Origin of the sequence: Methanofastidiosum sp. (assembly GCA_035362715.1) — an archaeon.
Taxonomy (GTDB): Archaea; Methanobacteriota_B; Thermococci; order Methanofastidiosales; family Methanofastidiosaceae; genus Methanofastidiosum.
In genome coordinates this window covers 28,712-45,038 of sequence record DAOSDU010000009.1, presented here as the reverse complement: position 1 = coordinate 45,038, position 16,327 = coordinate 28,712, and the positions used below count along the sequence as shown (strand labels likewise).

17 protein-coding genes are annotated in these 16,327 nt (G+C 35.0%); 11 read left to right on the top strand and 6 right to left on the bottom strand.

Going from position 1 to position 16,327, the window contains the following annotated elements; genetic code table 11:
- Positions 1–115: 115 nt before the first annotated feature.
- The gene (locus PLI06_06915) at positions 116–1,405 is read right to left on the bottom strand and encodes a phenylacetate--CoA ligase (GenBank protein ID HOI77326.1); all 1,290 of its coding nucleotides are present in this window, start codon (positions 1,403–1,405) and stop codon (positions 116–118) included.
- A gap of 281 nt (positions 1,406–1,686) precedes the next feature.
- Between PLI06_06915 and PLI06_06910 the strand changes: the two genes are divergently transcribed.
- On the top strand, positions 1,687–2,184 hold the full coding sequence (locus tag PLI06_06910) for a hypothetical protein (protein ID HOI77325.1): 498 nt from the start codon (positions 1,687–1,689) through the stop codon (positions 2,182–2,184).
- Between the two features lie 64 nt (positions 2,185–2,248).
- Here the strand turns inward: PLI06_06910 and PLI06_06905 are convergent, their stop codons facing one another.
- Positions 2,249–2,647, bottom strand: a complete 399-nt coding sequence (locus PLI06_06905; protein ID HOI77324.1) for a protease inhibitor I42 family protein — start codon at positions 2,645–2,647, stop codon at positions 2,249–2,251.
- Between the two features lie 144 nt (positions 2,648–2,791).
- Positions 2,792–5,242, bottom strand: coding sequence for a DUF5814 domain-containing protein (locus tag PLI06_06900; GenBank protein ID HOI77323.1), 2,451 nt, complete (start codon positions 5,240–5,242; stop codon positions 2,792–2,794).
- 62 nt (positions 5,243–5,304) lie between these two features.
- Between PLI06_06900 and PLI06_06895 the strand changes: the two genes are divergently transcribed.
- From PLI06_06895 to PLI06_06850, 10 genes are read left to right on the top strand one after another with little or no spacing between them, the layout of a single operon-like run.
- The gene (locus PLI06_06895; protein ID HOI77322.1) at positions 5,305–5,724 is read left to right on the top strand and encodes an adenylyltransferase/cytidyltransferase family protein; all 420 of its coding nucleotides are present in this window, start codon (positions 5,305–5,307) and stop codon (positions 5,722–5,724) included.
- A 33-nt stretch (positions 5,725–5,757) separates the two neighbouring features.
- The gene (locus PLI06_06890) at positions 5,758–6,759 is read left to right on the top strand and encodes a 50S ribosome-binding GTPase (protein HOI77321.1); all 1,002 of its coding nucleotides are present in this window, start codon (positions 5,758–5,760) and stop codon (positions 6,757–6,759) included.
- On the top strand, positions 6,746–7,234 hold the full coding sequence (locus PLI06_06885) for a DUF2124 family protein (GenBank protein HOI77320.1): 489 nt from the start codon (positions 6,746–6,748) through the stop codon (positions 7,232–7,234). Before PLI06_06890 ends, PLI06_06885 begins: the two co-directional genes overlap by 14 nt.
- Before the next feature lies 1 nt (position 7,235).
- A complete protein-coding gene (locus PLI06_06880) occupies positions 7,236–8,489 on the top strand; it encodes a YcaO-related McrA-glycine thioamidation protein (GenBank protein ID HOI77319.1) in 1,254 nt (417 codons plus the stop codon).
- Positions 8,437–9,096 carry a TfuA-related McrA-glycine thioamidation protein gene (locus tag PLI06_06875; GenBank protein ID HOI77318.1) on the top strand — a complete coding sequence of 220 codons (660 nt, stop codon included), beginning with the start codon at positions 8,437–8,439 and terminating at the stop codon, positions 9,094–9,096. The genes PLI06_06880 and PLI06_06875 overlap by 53 nt, the downstream gene beginning before the upstream one ends.
- Positions 9,097–9,124: 28 nt before the next feature.
- Entirely contained in the window at positions 9,125–10,387 is a 1,263-nt protein-coding gene (gene hemL / locus PLI06_06870; protein HOI77317.1) for a glutamate-1-semialdehyde 2,1-aminomutase, read from the top strand.
- A 7-nt stretch (positions 10,388–10,394) separates the two neighbouring features.
- On the top strand, positions 10,395–11,291 hold the full coding sequence (gene hemC / locus PLI06_06865; protein HOI77316.1) for a hydroxymethylbilane synthase: 897 nt from the start codon (positions 10,395–10,397) through the stop codon (positions 11,289–11,291).
- 4 nt (positions 11,292–11,295) lie between these two features.
- On the top strand, positions 11,296–12,711 hold the full coding sequence (cobA, locus tag PLI06_06860) for a uroporphyrinogen-III C-methyltransferase (GenBank protein HOI77315.1): 1,416 nt from the start codon (positions 11,296–11,298) through the stop codon (positions 12,709–12,711).
- Positions 12,695–13,207 (top strand): ECF transporter S component, encoded by a 513-nt coding sequence (locus tag PLI06_06855; GenBank protein ID HOI77314.1) that lies wholly within the window; start codon positions 12,695–12,697, stop codon positions 13,205–13,207. Before cobA ends, PLI06_06855 begins: the two co-directional genes overlap by 17 nt.
- A 1-nt stretch (position 13,208) precedes the next feature.
- Entirely contained in the window at positions 13,209–13,775 is a 567-nt protein-coding gene (locus PLI06_06850) for a hypothetical protein (protein HOI77313.1), read from the top strand.
- A 15-nt stretch (positions 13,776–13,790) separates the two neighbouring features.
- Here the strand turns inward: PLI06_06850 and ehbP are convergent, their stop codons facing one another.
- Genes ehbP through PLI06_06835 form a run of 3 tightly spaced genes read right to left on the bottom strand, consistent with a single transcriptional unit; the run spans position 13,791 to position 16,271 of the window.
- Positions 13,791–14,102, bottom strand: a complete 312-nt coding sequence (ehbP, locus tag PLI06_06845; GenBank protein ID HOI77312.1) for an energy-converting hydrogenase B subunit EhbP — start codon at positions 14,100–14,102, stop codon at positions 13,791–13,793.
- 1 nt (position 14,103) lies between these two features.
- Positions 14,104–15,156: an NADH-quinone oxidoreductase subunit H gene (locus PLI06_06840; protein ID HOI77311.1), complete on the bottom strand. Its 1,053-nt coding sequence runs from the start codon at positions 15,154–15,156 to the stop codon at positions 14,104–14,106.
- Entirely contained in the window at positions 15,156–16,271 is a 1,116-nt protein-coding gene (locus PLI06_06835; GenBank protein HOI77310.1) for a nickel-dependent hydrogenase large subunit, read from the bottom strand. The genes PLI06_06840 and PLI06_06835 overlap by 1 nt, the downstream gene beginning before the upstream one ends.
- Positions 16,272–16,327 lie beyond the last annotated feature (56 nt).

Here is a 16,327-nt window from a genome sequence, read left to right as displayed (position 1 = left end):
CTCCTCTGGTTTGTATTTAAATCCCCAAAACAAAAGTAAAAGGGCTATTACTACTGGAACTATTAGAACAACATAAAATGTTGTTTCTGGTAGACCAAATATCATTTAATTCCTCCTATCCTTCTAAATTTCTTTTATCGATGACTCGTTGAGCTTTACCTTGGGACCTTGGTATAGTCCCTTCTTCAACAAGCTTAACGTTTGCTTTTACTAAAAGAACGCTCTTTAGATCCTCTTCGACTTTGTCTTTAAGTTGAATCAGATCTTTCAAATTTCCTGTGAAAAGATCCTTTGTTACCTCTATCTCAATTGTCAAATAATCAAGAGGCCCCTTTCTTTCAACAATTATGGCGTAATGGCCTTTAAAGACCGAATTTTTCAAAATAACCTCCTCAATTTGACTTGGGAAAACATTGACGCCTCTTATGATGAGCATGTCATCACTTCTTCCGTGAAGCCTTTCAATTTTTCTAAAAGGAAGTCCACAATTACACTTGTCTTCGTATATTACAGAAATATCCTTAGTACGGTATCTAAAGAGTGGCATTGCTTCCTTCCATAAGGGGGTGAATACTAGTTCTCCCTTTTCACCTTCTCCTAGAACTTCTCCAGTTTTTGGGTCGATTACTTCCATTATGAAATGATCTTCCCATACATGAAGTCCATCTTTTTCTTTACATTCAACAGCTACGCCAGGCCCGCAGAGCTCAGAAATTCCATAGTTGTCGTAAGCATTGATATTAAACAGTTCTTCAATTCTCTGTCTCATGCCCTCGCCCCAAGGTTCTGCTCCAAAGACTCCAATCTTTAATTTAAGGTCCTTTTTAGGATCAATTCCCATTTCTTCAACTGATTCCCCAAGATATATTGCATATGAAGGTGTGCTTGTAAAGGATGTTGTACCAAAATCACGCATTATTTCTATCTGTTTCTTGGTATTGCCGGACCCTGTTGGGATTACAGAAATGCCAAGCCTTTCAGCACCATAGTGAAAACCAAATCCTCCTGTAAAGAAGCCATAGTTGTAGATAATCTGCATTGAATCTTTTTTTGTTAGACCAGTCGTTGCCAAAACTCTCGCCATTAGATTAGACCACGTATCAAGATCGTTTTTTGTGTAGTAAACAACTGTAGATTTCCCGGTAGTTCCAGAAGATGCATGAAATCTTACTATATCTTCCATTGGAACTGCCATGAGACCAAACGGGTAATTGTCCCTAAGATCGTTTTTTGTTGTAAATGGAAGTTTCTGAAGATCATCGATATTTTTTATATCATCTGCTTTCAAGTTGCATTTTTTCAATGTATCCTTAAAAAATCGAGAGTTTTTAGAGGCGTAATCTACGCAACATCTTAGTTTTTTATTCTGATATTCTATTATCTCCTCTCTGGATTTGAACTCCAAAAAAACACCCCGTTAAATTTCCCCAAGTTGGGGATAAAATTTCACGAGGGAATTCAATAGCCATAATAATAATAGCAATAAACGGAAGAGAGAGCATTCTCAAAAAGAACATAAGTAGGTTTGAATAAATTCTCCCTCATTGAATCCCTCATAGTAAAAACAGACAGGATATTTATAAGGTTTTCTAATTTTTTGAGAATTTTTTGAATAGTGTTCTATAGTTCAAGAATATAATGAAAAGGATAAGAAATCCATTTAAACATTTGTTTAAAATCAAACTTATGAATAAAAGAATTATAATTATTAGTTGTATTAGTGCCGGAATTTTGACTTATTTTAATATTCCCTTGCAATGGGGAAATCCAAATCTTGGAACTACGCCCGTATCTATCATTTCACTATTCTCCCCCATGGGTGGTGCGATTACGGCCCTTGTTAAAGGTATTAGTTCATCAATTTACACAGGCAGGATTTATGTTGAGATGGCGGCCGGAGTGGGAGATGTCTTGATGGCATTAGTCACTTATTATCTTCTAAAAAAAATTGGAAAAGAGAGGGCGATAATAGTTGGACAATTCTCAAGATATATATTTACATCAACTCTTGTAGCTATTTCTGTTTCAATTTTTAGAGATAATAATATTAGTGAAATTCCAATAATCTGGATCGATATGTTTCCAGCCATTACTATATCGATAATTGTAAATATAGTTGCTGCAATAATAATTTTAAAAGTATTTGGGGGTAAAATAACTAATTATTTGTCTGACGTGCCTTGAGAAACAAGTTCTTAAAAAAATAAAATAATAAGTTATTGAGACTTTAAAAATAAATATTAAAATATTATTTTATTTTAATTTCAAAAGACTTCTCATCTATTGGAGGAACACTTTCCCATGGCCTAGCATAAGAAAACTTAATGTTAGTGTTTGTGTTGGATCCAATTACCTTGAATTCAAATATTTCTGTTCCGCCACTTCCCATAAGCTGCGGTTCATCGGCTTTGTAGGATGTATCGACTAATTGAATTAGAGTTTCATCAAAATCTGCATTCCATTGATATCCCGTAGTTGGATTAGATTTGAGGGTAATTTTGAATGTATCTCCTTTTTTTACATTAATAGCTCCTTGCGTATCTTCGGTGTAAGTTTTCTCTTGTGCTCCAAAGAAGGTGAAATATGCAGCTATGGCAAGTAGAATAATGATGATCCCTCCGATTATTATTTTTTTATTTTTTTCCATTTATACCACCTGTTCGGCATATTACATGTATCTTTTATATTTTTAAATATAGTGATATGGTTCAATATATTCTGAAGCTAAATAAGTCAAATTATAGTTCTAAGAAGTGTATTAAAATAAATAAAATAACTAATACTAGATTTATTACCTCCCAACTATATTCTCAATCTCTTTTATTGTAGCTTTTCTCTGTTTCTCCTTTCCATAAAGGGCAAATATTTTTTCTGCAGTTTCAAGAGCTCTTATCGCAGAGTCTAACCAATTGATCAAATCTGCCGAAAAAATCTTCAATCCATATTCTTTTCTAAATTCTTCACTAATCCTATGGGGAGATAATTTTGCTTTTCTTAAATCTAATAATCTTTTTCCAATCTCAATCTTTGGGCAATTACAATATGGGGCATCTTTACAACCACAGGCAAAAAACTCAGTTAGAAGGTTAATCAAGACTTCTTCACCGTGCCTAGATAGGGCTTCTTTTCTATTTTGGAAGTAAATTTTTTCTAGAGTTGTTCCAGAGAAAAGAGAAGACGAATCAATTTTTAGAATAGCTTGCAGTTTACTCGTGAGGTAAGTATTGGGAAATGGTAAAGTTTGAAAAATAATTTCCCTAACGTCCTCTCTATTAAATTTCTTCATGAAAAGTGCATGGGGTATTTTAAGAAAATTTGAGGAGACTATTCTACCAAATTTAGTAATATTTGTTTTATCTGCCTTGATATCGATCAATCCTTCTTTTCGTAAAGTATCAATAAATGCATTGTCAAAAGAGGGTGCAAATCCCATTTCAAAATTTCTTTTTATTTCACCAATAGATAAATTGGAAAATGTGGAAATAATAGATAATGTTCTTTCTAGTGATGTATCGGTGTCATATTGTATATCTACCTTCTCAGATTTGTTATCTAAAAGATAGAAACAATGTTCCTCTTCAGAAACATCACCGTACTTTTCTTGTGGATCTATCAAAAGGTAGGCCTTTCCTTTGTCGTGAAAAGAAGGTCTGCCTGCCCTACCTATCATCTGTTGGAATTCGAATATCTTGAGTGGTTCTATCCCCATGGAAAGCGTTTCGAAAGTTACTGCTGATGCTGGGAAGTCAACACCTGCAGCAAGTGCTGCCGTAGTGACGACTGTGTCAAGCTTTCCTTTCCAAAATTTATTTTCTATTTCTCTTCTCTCCTTAAAAGGAAGGCCAGAATGGTAAGCTGCTGCGTTTATCCCCCTTGTCTTAAAATGTTCAGCAAGAGAGTGACAATTCTTTCTTGAATTAGAAAAAACAATTACTTGCCCTCTGTGGCCTTTTGAAGAGATTTCTGAATTTTCCTTTCTTATTAATCTAGAGATAGTATGAAGTTTCCCACCGTGACCAGTGCAAAAAATAACATGCCTTTCAAGTGGAACAGGCCTCTTGTCATAACTGACAAGTTCCATTTTGAGTATATCTGAGAGTTCCTTTGGATTCCCAACAGTTGCAGATAATCCAATAAACTGAGCCTTTGGGCACAAAATATATAGTCTTGATATTAAGCTGTCTAATAGAGGGCCTCTTTCTTTGTCTTGAAGCATGTGAATTTCATCTATTACAACAGTAGAAATGCCATTAATAGTAATTCCAGACCTAAAAATCTGGTCTATGCCTTCATATGTTCCAATTATTATGTCAGCATCTAAAGACCTGTTTATATCTTTTGGATTTTCGGCAATTCTAGATAACCCGACTCTTAAAGAAACACTGTTATTTGGATAATTCTCTCTAAAGTCCTCATACTTCTGCAAAGAAAGTGAAACTAAAGGAGATAAGTAAAGTAATTTATCTCCTTTTTTATATCTTGAAAAAAATGATAATTCTCCTATCAATGTTTTTCCTGAAGCAGTTTCGCTCATAACAAGAAAATTATTGCCTTTGAATAATCCCTTGTCTATTGCGATGGACTGTACCGGTGTAAGTTCATTGATACCTCTTGAAGAAAATCTGTCTTTGAATTCGCTAGATATATCAAGGTCGGATATTTTATGAATTTTAATGTCAAGGGGAGAAGAGTCAATTCTATCGTACATTGTAATAGAAGAATCTCTTGTAGGATCAAACTTTGGATCAAAAACCATAAGCACCCTGTCAACGTCAGAATATCTTTTCAACAATTTCTCGGCAAGTTTTGTGTCCTTGATCCCCTTATAGTTCAAATCTTTTGCAATTTCAGATTTTGCACATATTTCACATATTGGCTCGGAGTGATAGGTGTAGGGAGTTCCTTTAGTATTGATTCTATTTTCAATCAAGCAGAACTTGCATAAAGAAATATAGTCAAATTTAGCACCATAAGATTTTAGCATGTTAACAAATAAATTCAATATCTCCTCTGTGAAGTGGTCTTTTGATACATAAATTGTATCGCTTCTTAGAAGTTTAAGTGATTCTTTTGGCATCAAGATTGTTTCTTTATCGTCTTCAATCTTTCTAAATTTTTTAGGAACAAATCGCTCTCCGTCTTGGGCAAGAACAAGAAGATATTTTGTAGTAATCTTCCCACTAAGAACTTCTAGGATTTCAACTTCATCTTTTTTCTTCTTGTTCCTTACAGCTATGAGCATTATATGAAGCCTTTTCCACAATATTTATAAAATAACCTTTTTAAGATAGTAAAGGTGCTCCTTTGAAGGTTCTTATTGCTGGTAATTTCGATGTTATTCATCCCGGTCACATCTATTTTTTAACAGAAGCATCAAAATTAGGGGATGTCACCGTTGTTGTAGCAAGAGACGACACTATAAAGAAGTTCAAGGGACGCGCCCCGATTTTTAATGAAAATGAACGCAAATTAATTCTTGAAAATCTTAAGATGGTTGAAAATGTCATACTTGGAGATCAAAAAGATTTTTTTACGCCAGTCCTGGCGGAGAATCCGGATATTATTTTTCTGGGTCCTGACCAGTATTCCTCGTGGATCGAAGAACGTATCAGTAAGAGTGGACTTAATACAAAAATAATGAGGCTTGACAAGAGATTGCCTTACAGTTCAAGTGAACTTAAGAAGAGGTTTTTAAAGGTATACACATTAGATTCTATTAAGTGAGACCCAAAGATATAATTATCACAGGATTTTCATATGTTCAAAGAAATACCTCGTATAGATATAGACGAGATAGTAGATAAGGCATTTAGAAATGCTAAGAAAAAAGCACTCTCTAGTAAAAAAAATATCAATGAGATTGTTAAAGAGAAAGAATCGATTAGAGTTACTGTTGCTGGAGAAAATCTAGCAGAGTCACTTTTCAAAGTTGTAGAGAGATATCCTTCTTTTGATAGATTGCCTCCTTTCACAAGAGAGTTAATAGACGTAATTGTTGGAATAGATAAATTAAGACACAACCTAGGTGCTCTTTCTTTTGCAGTGAATACAATTAACGCAGTTAAGATAGAGTATATAAAGAATATTAGAAGGGCAAAGTCCTCTCAGGACGCATCATTTCTAAGAAAACAGTGCTATGGCAGATATATCTCAATATTAAAACAGGTAGAAAAAAATCTAAAATTTTTGAATAATGCGAGAGAGAAACTAAAAAATCTTCCTTCAATAAATCCTGATTTATACACAGTAGTCATAGCAGGATTTCCAAATGTAGGTAAATCTTCGCTACTAAAAGCTTTAACTAACTCTGAACCTGAAATTAATTCTTATCCATTTACAACAAAAGGTATTAATGTTTCATCATTTTCTTATAATAAAAGAATGATCCAAGTTGTAGATACGCCCGGGCTATTAGATAGAGAGCTTAGTTATAGAAATCCAATTGAATTGCAGGCTATATCTGCATTGAAGTATCTTGCAAAATTAATTTTATTTGTCTTTGATCCAACTGAATCATGTGGATACACTATGGCAGACCAGATGAATCTGTATAATGAAATATCTGAGAGTTTTGTAGGCGTTCCATTTATAAAAGTTTTAAATAAAATAGATTTAAAAGATTGGGGTTTTAAAGACGACATGGGAGGCATAAAAATATCAGCTCAAGAAGGGTCAAATATAGATGCCTTGAAAAAAAATATTGAAGATATACTTTTCAAGTATTTTGAAGAAGAGGTGGATTACTTTGAAAAAGATTGATTCTGAATCTAAAGGGATAACAGGTTTTTTAAGAACTTTTAAGCAAATTGTTGAAGACATTAATAAAGAAAAAGAAATTAAAAAAATAGTGTTTACTGGAAATAAGTTTACTTGCACTCCTTTTGTTGAACTTTTAACATATGTGATTAGATCAATGAACAAAGAGATTATTTATGTTCCTGCAATTAACTTAGATGAGCCCTATAAGGTAATTTTGTCAAGTGTTGACTGTGATTTTGTTAAAGGAGGGGACCCATACAATCCCGAATTAGTGGTAGTGATGGGGGGACTTGCTATGCCAGGTGGCCCTGAAATTCCTTCTGTAGAAAAGTTTTTAGAAAAAATTGGAAACAAAGATAAAAAAATAATTGGTGTTTGCTTCATGAGCATTTTTGAAAAATCAGGATGGTGCAATGTAATACCATTTGACCATATGATTGATATATTTATGGACAGTTCAATATTCAGGAGATAAAATGGAACTCAAAAGCTGTAAAAAACTATACATGAAGGATACTCACAGAGCTATCCCTCCAGAAGAAACGCTTGAAATTGTCAAAAATAAGCTTGAGATATGTGGAATAACAAGAGTTGCAGATATAACTGATCTAGATAGACTTGGAATTCCAGTTTTCTCTGCTGTAAGACCTGATGCGTCGCAGGGCTCAGTGTCAGTCTATAATGGGAAAGGAGTATCTAAAACTGAGGCAGAAGTATCTGCGATAATGGAAGGTATCGAAAGATATTCTTCTGAAGTTAATGAAGAGATGATTTTAGATTCTTCAGAATCTGAATTGAACGGAAAAGTTAATTATTTATCACCTTATGAATTAGCATTGCCAGCCCAAGAAATGTATAATGAATATATAAAAATAGGGTGGGTTAAAGGTTACGACCTTATTAGAAAAGAAGAAATCTATGTACCTGCAAATTCTGTATTTCATCCCTATCCTCTAAAAAGAGATTACCCCCTTTTCAGAACAAACACAAATGGATTGGCTTCGGGGAATACTTTAGAAGAAGCAATTTTTCATGGCTTATGCGAAGTTATTGAAAGAGATGCATGGTCTCTTGTTGAGATGAAAAGAACTTTCCCCAAGGACCTTGTAATTGAGATAAATGATCCTTTACTTGAAGATTTTCTCAATAGATTTAAGGAAAATGAAATAGAAATTGTTTTTAAAGATATTACTTCTGATGACATAAAAGTTCCAACAATTCTTGCTGCAATTGATGATTTAAAATTAAAGGATCCAACTCTTATGGTAATGGGCATGGGGACTCATATCGATCCAAAAGTAGCATTGTATCGTGCGATAACTGAAGCTGCACAATCAAGGTTAACCCAAATCCACGGTGCCAGAGAAGACACTCAGAAAGCAGAAATGAAGAGAAGGATAGGCTACGATCGTATCAGAAAACTAAACTGGTATTACTTAAATAAATTTGGAGTTGAAACAAAGACTTCGGATTTCACAGCTAAAGCTTCAGACGATATCCTAGAAGACATTAACACATTATTAAATATTTTAACTAAGAATGGAATTAACAGAGCAATCGTTGTTGATATCACAAGAAGTGAACTTGGAATACCTGTAGTAAGAGTCCTAGTTCCTCAACTTGAACAGTATGGTATTGATAACTCAAGAATCGGATCAAGAGGGCGGATGAGAGAAGTTGATAAGAATTATTATCTATTTGGGCCCAAGCCTTCCTCTAGAAGAGGCTAAAAATATTTTGTCTTCAGATAAAAATAGAGAAGTTATCTACGCCCCTCCCATTAGAAGAGGAGATATTCCAAAGGCTGTTTCAGAAGATTTTGATATAATTGGGATTATTGATGGAGTTTTTTTTAGGGAAAGTGCGGTATCGCCTAGGGAGTTAATGGAAGTTCTAAAGAGTGGCATAAAAATATATGGCGCTTCGAGTATGGGCGCTTTACGAGCTTCAGAACTTGATAGGTATGGAATGATAGGAGTTGGAAAAATTTATCAGTGGTACCGAAATGGTACTTTTAATTCTGATGATGAAGTCGCATTATCCTTTGATAGTGAAGAATTTATCCCAATATCGGAACCTCTTGTAAATATTAGAGAAACAATAAAAAAAGCCGCAGATGAAAACATAATAAGTCTTGAAGAATCAGAAATACTATTCAAATCAGCAAAAAGTTTGTATTTTCCAGAAAGACAATGGGACAAGATAATTAAAAACTCAGAAAAAACACTAGGTAGTATACTATCCAATTTTTCCGTATTTGTTAAGTATAACAGAGTTGATATAAAGAGAGAAGATGCTGTTCTTCTTCTTAAAAAGATAGACGAAGATTCGAAATAGTTATAAGTTTCTATCTTAAAGATTTGTCATGAGAAGCAATAAAGATCTCTTTGATGAATCTAAAAAATATCTTTGTGGAGGAGTAAATAGTCCTGTTCGGGCCATGAAACCTTACCCTTTTTTTACCGAAAGAGCCAAAGGTCCAATGTTATTGGATGTTGAAGGCAACAGTTACATAGATTATTGCTTAGGTTACGGCCCGATGATGCTGGGACATAAAAATCCTGAAATCATTGATGCTGTAAAACACCAACTTGAAAAAGGTACAGATTATGGAACGCCAACTGAAGAAGAGATTACTTTTGCAAAGAGATTATCCCAAATTGTGCCCAATGTAGAAAAGATTAGGTGCGTTAATACTGGCACTGAAGCGACAATGAGTGCTATTCGACTTGCTAGAGGTATAACCCAACGAGATAAGATAGTAAAATTTGATGGGGGATTCCACGGCGCCCATGATGTAGTTTTGGTAAAGGCAGGATCTGGAGTAATGACTACAGCTAGCCCCGGTTCAATGGGAATACCTAAAGATTCTATAAAAAATACTATTTCTGTACAATTTAACAACATCGAGGCATTATCATCCATAGTTGAGAAAGGCAATGTTGCAGCAATCATAATAGAGCCGATAATTGCAAACGCAGGCTGTATCCTACCTGAAAAAGGATACCTAAAGGAAGTAAAAAGGACTGCAAAGCAGAACGGAACTTTATTAATTATGGACGAAGTTATCACAGGATTTAGAGTTGGCCTAGGTGGAGCTCAAGAATGCTTCAAGGTCAATGGTGACATTATAACTATGGGGAAAATTATTGGCGGAGGCTTTCCACTTGCAGCGTTTGGTGGAAAGAAGAAGATAATGAATGAAGTATCACCAGAAGGTCACGTATATAATGCAGGTACATTCAATGGAAATCCCGTTTCTATAGCTGCAGGATTAAAGACTCTAGACATCTTAGAAAGGAAAGAAACATACCCAAAAATAAAGAATATGACAGATAAAATCACAGACGGTATTTATGACATGACTTCAAAAATGAAAACTGCTCTGTACAGTGCCCCCGGAATGTTCTGTTTATACTTCGGTGTTGAAAAAGTTAAGAATTATCAAGATGCAAAAAAATCTGATACAGAAATGTTTAAGAAATTCCACAAAGAACTATTAAAAAAAGGTGTATTCTTACCACCTTCACAATTTGAATGTAACTTCTTATCAATAGACCACGATGAGGAAGTAATAGATAAAACTTTAGAAAGCATGAGTTCTGCACTAAAGACAATTAAAAGATGAGGATAAAATGAAACTTATTTGCGGTACTAGAGGCTCAAAGCTAGCTTTGACTCAAACTGATGAAGCAATTAGTGATTTATGTAAAAATACTGGAATTGAAGTTGAAAAAAAAATAATAAAAACTAAAGGGGACCAGGTTCTTGACCTTCCATTGCACAAGATTGGGAGTAAAGGTCTATTCATCAAAGAAATCGATGATGCCCTTATTAACAATCAAATTGATTTTGCCATTCATTCTCTAAAGGATTACCCAACTGATATCCTGCCTGAACTTGAAATTTGTACCATCACGAGGAGAAGACCTCCTTATGATGCCATAATAAGTCTTGAAGAATCGATAGAAGATCTACCAGAAGAAGCATCGGTGGGTACATCCTCTTTAAGGAGAAAGTCTGAAATATCAAGAATCCGCCCAGATCTAGACCTTAAAGATATAAGGGGAAATTTAGACACAAGAATAAGAAAACTAAATGAAGGCCTCTATGATGCAATTATCGTTGCAGAAGCCGGATTTTCAAGATTGTATGGAGATATAAAAGAGATTGAAGGTTACAAATTTTCTCGAATAAGTCCAGAAATTATTATTCCGGCTCCGGGGCAAGGTGCATTGGCTATTGTATGCAGAAAAGATGACTCAAAAATAAAAGAAGTATTAAAAACTATTGATGACGAGAGGACAAGAATAGAAACGATTTGTGAAAGGCAGTTTATGATTGATGTTGGAGGAGGGTGTAACCTTCCTGTGGGTGCCCTTTCTTTCATAAATGAGAATGAAATAGAACTCAAAGCATTCGTGGGAGATTTGGAAGGTACTAAATCGATCAGGGGTGAAATAAAAGGGAACAAGAAAGATTATATAAGGATAGCTAAAGAGCTTGCTAAGAGAGTGAATATTAGAGAGTGATCTTTTGGTTGTATATATAGTAGGTGCTGGGCCGGGCGATCCGAAGTTAATCACGGTAAAAGCCCTAGAAATGATAAAAAAAGCTGATGTTATCCTATATGATAAACTTGTAAGCAAGGATTTACTTTCATACTCCAAGAAGGGATGTATAAAAATATATGTTGGAAAAAAATCAGAAGGGTCGAGCCAATTTCAAGAAGATATTAATAAAGAACTAGGCAACTATGGAGAAAAATACAATATTGTTGTTAGACTAAAAGGTGGAGACCCCTATATATTTGGTAGAGGTGCTGAGGAAGCGATGTACCTCTACGAGCGAGGTATACCTTTTGAAGTAATCCCAGGTATTTCATCAACTATATCATGCCCCATGTATTCGGGCATCCCACTTTCGTATAGAGAATCAAATTCAGCGTTTGCTTTTTTAACTGGCCACGAGGCTGAAGATAAATCATTTAGCATAAATTGGGACAAACTTCCAGACACACTAGTAATTGTAATGGGCATAAAAAACAGAGCTGCGATAGCTCAAAATCTAATTAAAGCAGGATTCGATCCAAAAACTCCAGTTGCGATAATTAAAAATGGAACTACCTTACTCCAAGAGACAACAGTGTGTGACCTAAGTACCTTGGGAGAAATTCCTGCCGAGGCACCTTCTGTGATATTTGTGGGCAAAAATGTGTTGTTTAGAGATAAACTTGACTTCTTTGAAAAGAAATTATCCCTCATAAAAGGAAAAGAAATATTCATTTCCAGAGAAAATGGTGAAGAATTAGAAATTATGAAAAGAATGGGCGCACTTGTCTTTGCATACTCCCTTATCGACATAATTAATATTGACTTTAAGGTTCCCAAGTTATCGGATTATGATGTCATTGTCCTTACAAGCGCAACAGGTGTTGATATGCTCAAAGATATTGAACTACCAAAGAATAAAGAGTACTACACAATAGGGCCAAAAACTGAAGAAAAGTTAATTCAAAGGGGCATATACCCAAGAATACCTGAGAGATACAATTCAAAAGAACTAGCAAAATTTATGATATCAGAATTTAAGGAAAGAAAAAAGATTTTGACTTTGAGATCGCAAGAAGCTCCTGATTATTTAGAAGAACGATTAAAGGAATTTCACGACGTTACAAGGGTTGATGTCTATAAAGTTAAAATGAGGGATGGTATACCAGAAAAAAAGAATTTTGATATAGCATTCGTTTCAAGCTCTTCAAATGCTACAGCCTTTAAGAAGAAAGGATTAAAAGCAGAAATTATTGTCTCAATCGGACCAGAAACTAGTAACGCCCTCATCAAAAATGGGATTAATCCCACAATTGAAGCGGACAATCATACTCTCTCAGGCATGCTTGAGGCCTTATTGGACTATCTAATTGGATGTGATTATTTTGACAAAAATAAATGACCCTAAAAATATAGGAACGGTTGCAGTATTTTCTGCACTTGCATTTGTTGCTACTAGATTTCTCCAGATCCCGATACTCCAAACAGGAGGATACCTTAACTTTGGCGAGGCCATAATCTATATTGCTGCTATCTTTTTTGGGCCTACTGTCGGAGGACTCGTCGGTGCTATCGGACCAGCTCTTGCAGATATTACATCCCCATATGCTGCCTTTGCCCCTTTTACGTTTGTAATAAAAGGACTAGAAGGATTCATAGTTGGAAAAATAGTATCTAGCGATAAGAATAAAGTTACTAAAGCCTTAGGAGTAGTGGCTGGTGGGAGTGTAATGGTTATTGGCTATTTTATCATTGAGATATTGATATTTTTGATACCACCTCCAGTTGCACTTATAGAGGTGCCATTTAATGTACTCCAGTTCATAGTCGGTGGAACAATAGCCATAATTATAACTGAGAAACTCAAAAAAAGTGTAGATGGGATAATGTACAGATAGCATGAAAGAAAAATCTAAGTATCTTAAAGATTTAAAGAAAGTAATTGAAGAAGGTGAAGTAGACTTTAGGATAATAGATACACTAAACATTCTAAACTCTAAAGAAGATTACTACACCACTTCAAGTTGTGCTGGCAGGATAATCCTTATTGAAATTGAAGAGATAGGCGGTAAGAAAGAATCTAACTTTATCTTTAAGAGTCATGAAAAGGTGGACTATAAAGATATATGGACGACTATAAATCAATATATGGGAAGTAAAATGCTTTTTTTGATAGTCAACTCACCCATAATTCATGTTGTTTGCAGAGATCTAGAATCTGCCAAGAAATTAATCTATATTTCAAAGGAGTCTGGATTCAAATATTCATCAATTTTTTCTTTGGGAGAAAAGATAATCGTTGAGATAAGATCAACAGAAAAAATGGATGTTCCAGTTGTTAAAAACGGCAAGATCTATCCCAGTGAAGAATACGTAATGGTTTTAGTTGAAATAGGAAATCAATTAATCGATAGGATCAGGAAGAAGATAGAAAAGCTTAATGAAAATTTAAGAAATATAGAATAGAAAATATTAAAATATTTATTTTTTATTTGTCTTTTTCTTTAGAGGTATATCAAAGTTCATGTCTTTTAGTGTGTCTGTTTTTACAATGGCTTTTACTTTTTCAAGCCCAGAGGTTAGTGATTCATCAATCTTCAGTCTGTAGACAATAATCCCAAGCTGTTCATAACTTTTAACAATGTCTTCATTGTATACGGGAATATCAATTTTAATGGGTTCATCTGTTGGATTACCAACAATTATGTCCCTATAGCCTAGTTTCGCGACATTTTCTACAATATAGCCGCCCATATTCTGAACATCTTTTGGAAAAAGAATAAATTTAGCCATTTTACATCACCGCCAATAGAGATAATACGATTGTAAGGAATCCAAGTGCTGTGAATCCCATTGAAACTGGGTATATTTGCTTGAACGTAAATATAGGTGAGAATGCAGATACTATCGAGAATAGTATTGGCATTATCAAGCACAATAGGCAGTGTACTAACAGCAATGGCAAGTTAAGTGTTGGTGGAAGTCCTATGAACAAAGTTATGAAAACGCTTGAGAGTACAAACAGAATTGATTCTCTCATTAAATAGTACCCCCCTCTTGCCCAAGCTGCATACTCTAATGATGGTCCCTCGATTACATCTGATTTAGCTTTTTCAATGCTGAATGGATATTCGTTTAGTAACATAATGTACCCAATGAAGTAGACAAATCCAGCTAACATCCCAGGGAATGTAAATAAGATTGGTTTTAGACTCAATATTTTATTTAGGTACATTAGATCAATCATTCCGCCTGGGTAGATGAGTGAAGCATCGAATCCTTGGAATTGAACTATGTCAGAGAAATTAATTGATTTTACTAGAACTACGGGCACGAACATTGCAAGATATAGGGGAAATGATCCCACAGTTATCATCTTAAATGCCCTAATTACGCTCTGCTGTTCAAAGAATCTTCTATATTCACCTTTCATGACTGCCCCCTTGATCTGATCTGCATAGGGCATTGAAACAGATAGAATAGATCTTGAAAAGCTACCGATTGCCATGAACAAGAATTCTATTACTTTTAGTAAACCAACTACAGCTACAACTGTTCCTAGCGCATTTACGCCCCACCAGTCAGGTGTTGTAAAGAGGACCGCAAAGAACATAACAAATATTCCAATTATAGGCAAACTATGGAATAATCTTGGCATTGGTGAATTTGGTTTAATCTTTTCTTTATAAAAGAACTTAAGAATTGCCCAGAAACCAGGTGTGAGTATAGGAGGTCCTATCCTCTGCTGTATCCTAGCCTGTACCTTTCTTTCAAGTCCAGGTATAAAAAATCCAGTAATTAATGCTGCTAATGGAATAAGTATCGTTGCAAGTATAAGTTCAATCATCATAGACCCCCCCTAATTAGGCTCTTTACCTCTTCTTCTGTGATAATCTTCTCCTTCCCATTTTCAACTACTATGGCCCTATTAGTACAGGCCAAACATGGGTCACAGCTTGCCATTGTGAGCATACCATCTGTCAATTGGTCCCCAATGCATGCAACTTCCATTGATGCCAAAGCTGTTAGAGTTGGAGTTCTGTTTTGGTAACTTCTTATCCTCCCAGTTTCATCAAGAGAAAGAGAATCATAAATTTCTCCTCTTGGAGCTTCGATATATGAAGTTGAAAATTTCATTTCCTTCAATTCGAAACTTCTGTTTGATACTGGACCTGAAGGTAAAGATTCAAGCGCCTGTTTAATAATTTTAACAGATTCGATTGATTCAAGAGCTCTAGCAACAACTCTATCTTTGTTATCCCCATCATCTAAGATAATAACATTGAAATCAAACTTCTTATATTCCTTCATTTTCTTTCTAAGATCTACGCCCCAACCACTTGCCCTGCCAGTGGGCCCCGGAGTCGCATATTTCTCAGCTTCTTCTTTAGTCAATACTCCGCTTCCTTTTACCCTTGACATTATCATTGAATCGTTAATGATCCTGTTTGCATAATCGCCTATTTTTACATCTAATTTAGACAATCTAGTTTTTAATTCAGACATTCTGTAATCATCAATGTCACATCTTGGCCTTACCCCTCCAATTATAGGAACTGCATAGTGAACCCTGTTACCAGAGATTATATAGAGAAGGTCCATTACATCTTCCCTCAAGGTAAATGCCCTCATGCACATTGTCTCATGCCCCAATACTTCAGTTGCATGTGCCAAATAAATCAAGTGGCTATGAAGCCTTTCAAGTTCAGCCATTATGACTCTAATGTAATCTGCTCTTTCTGGAACATTAATTTTAAGTCCTCTTTCAACGGCCCTTGTACCGTTCCAAAGATGTATGTGTGAACATATGCCACAAATTCTTTCAGTAATAATAAGGCCTTTATGAACGGGCATCCCCTCCATAATTCTTTCAATACCTTTATGATAAGGATCAAGAGTAAGTTCACAATCAACAATTACTTCGTCCTCTACAAAGAATCTTGCCCTATAAGGTTCAAGCATCCCAGGGTGTACAAGACCTATTGGAATTTCAACTTCTGCATTTTCTTTTCTAGCTT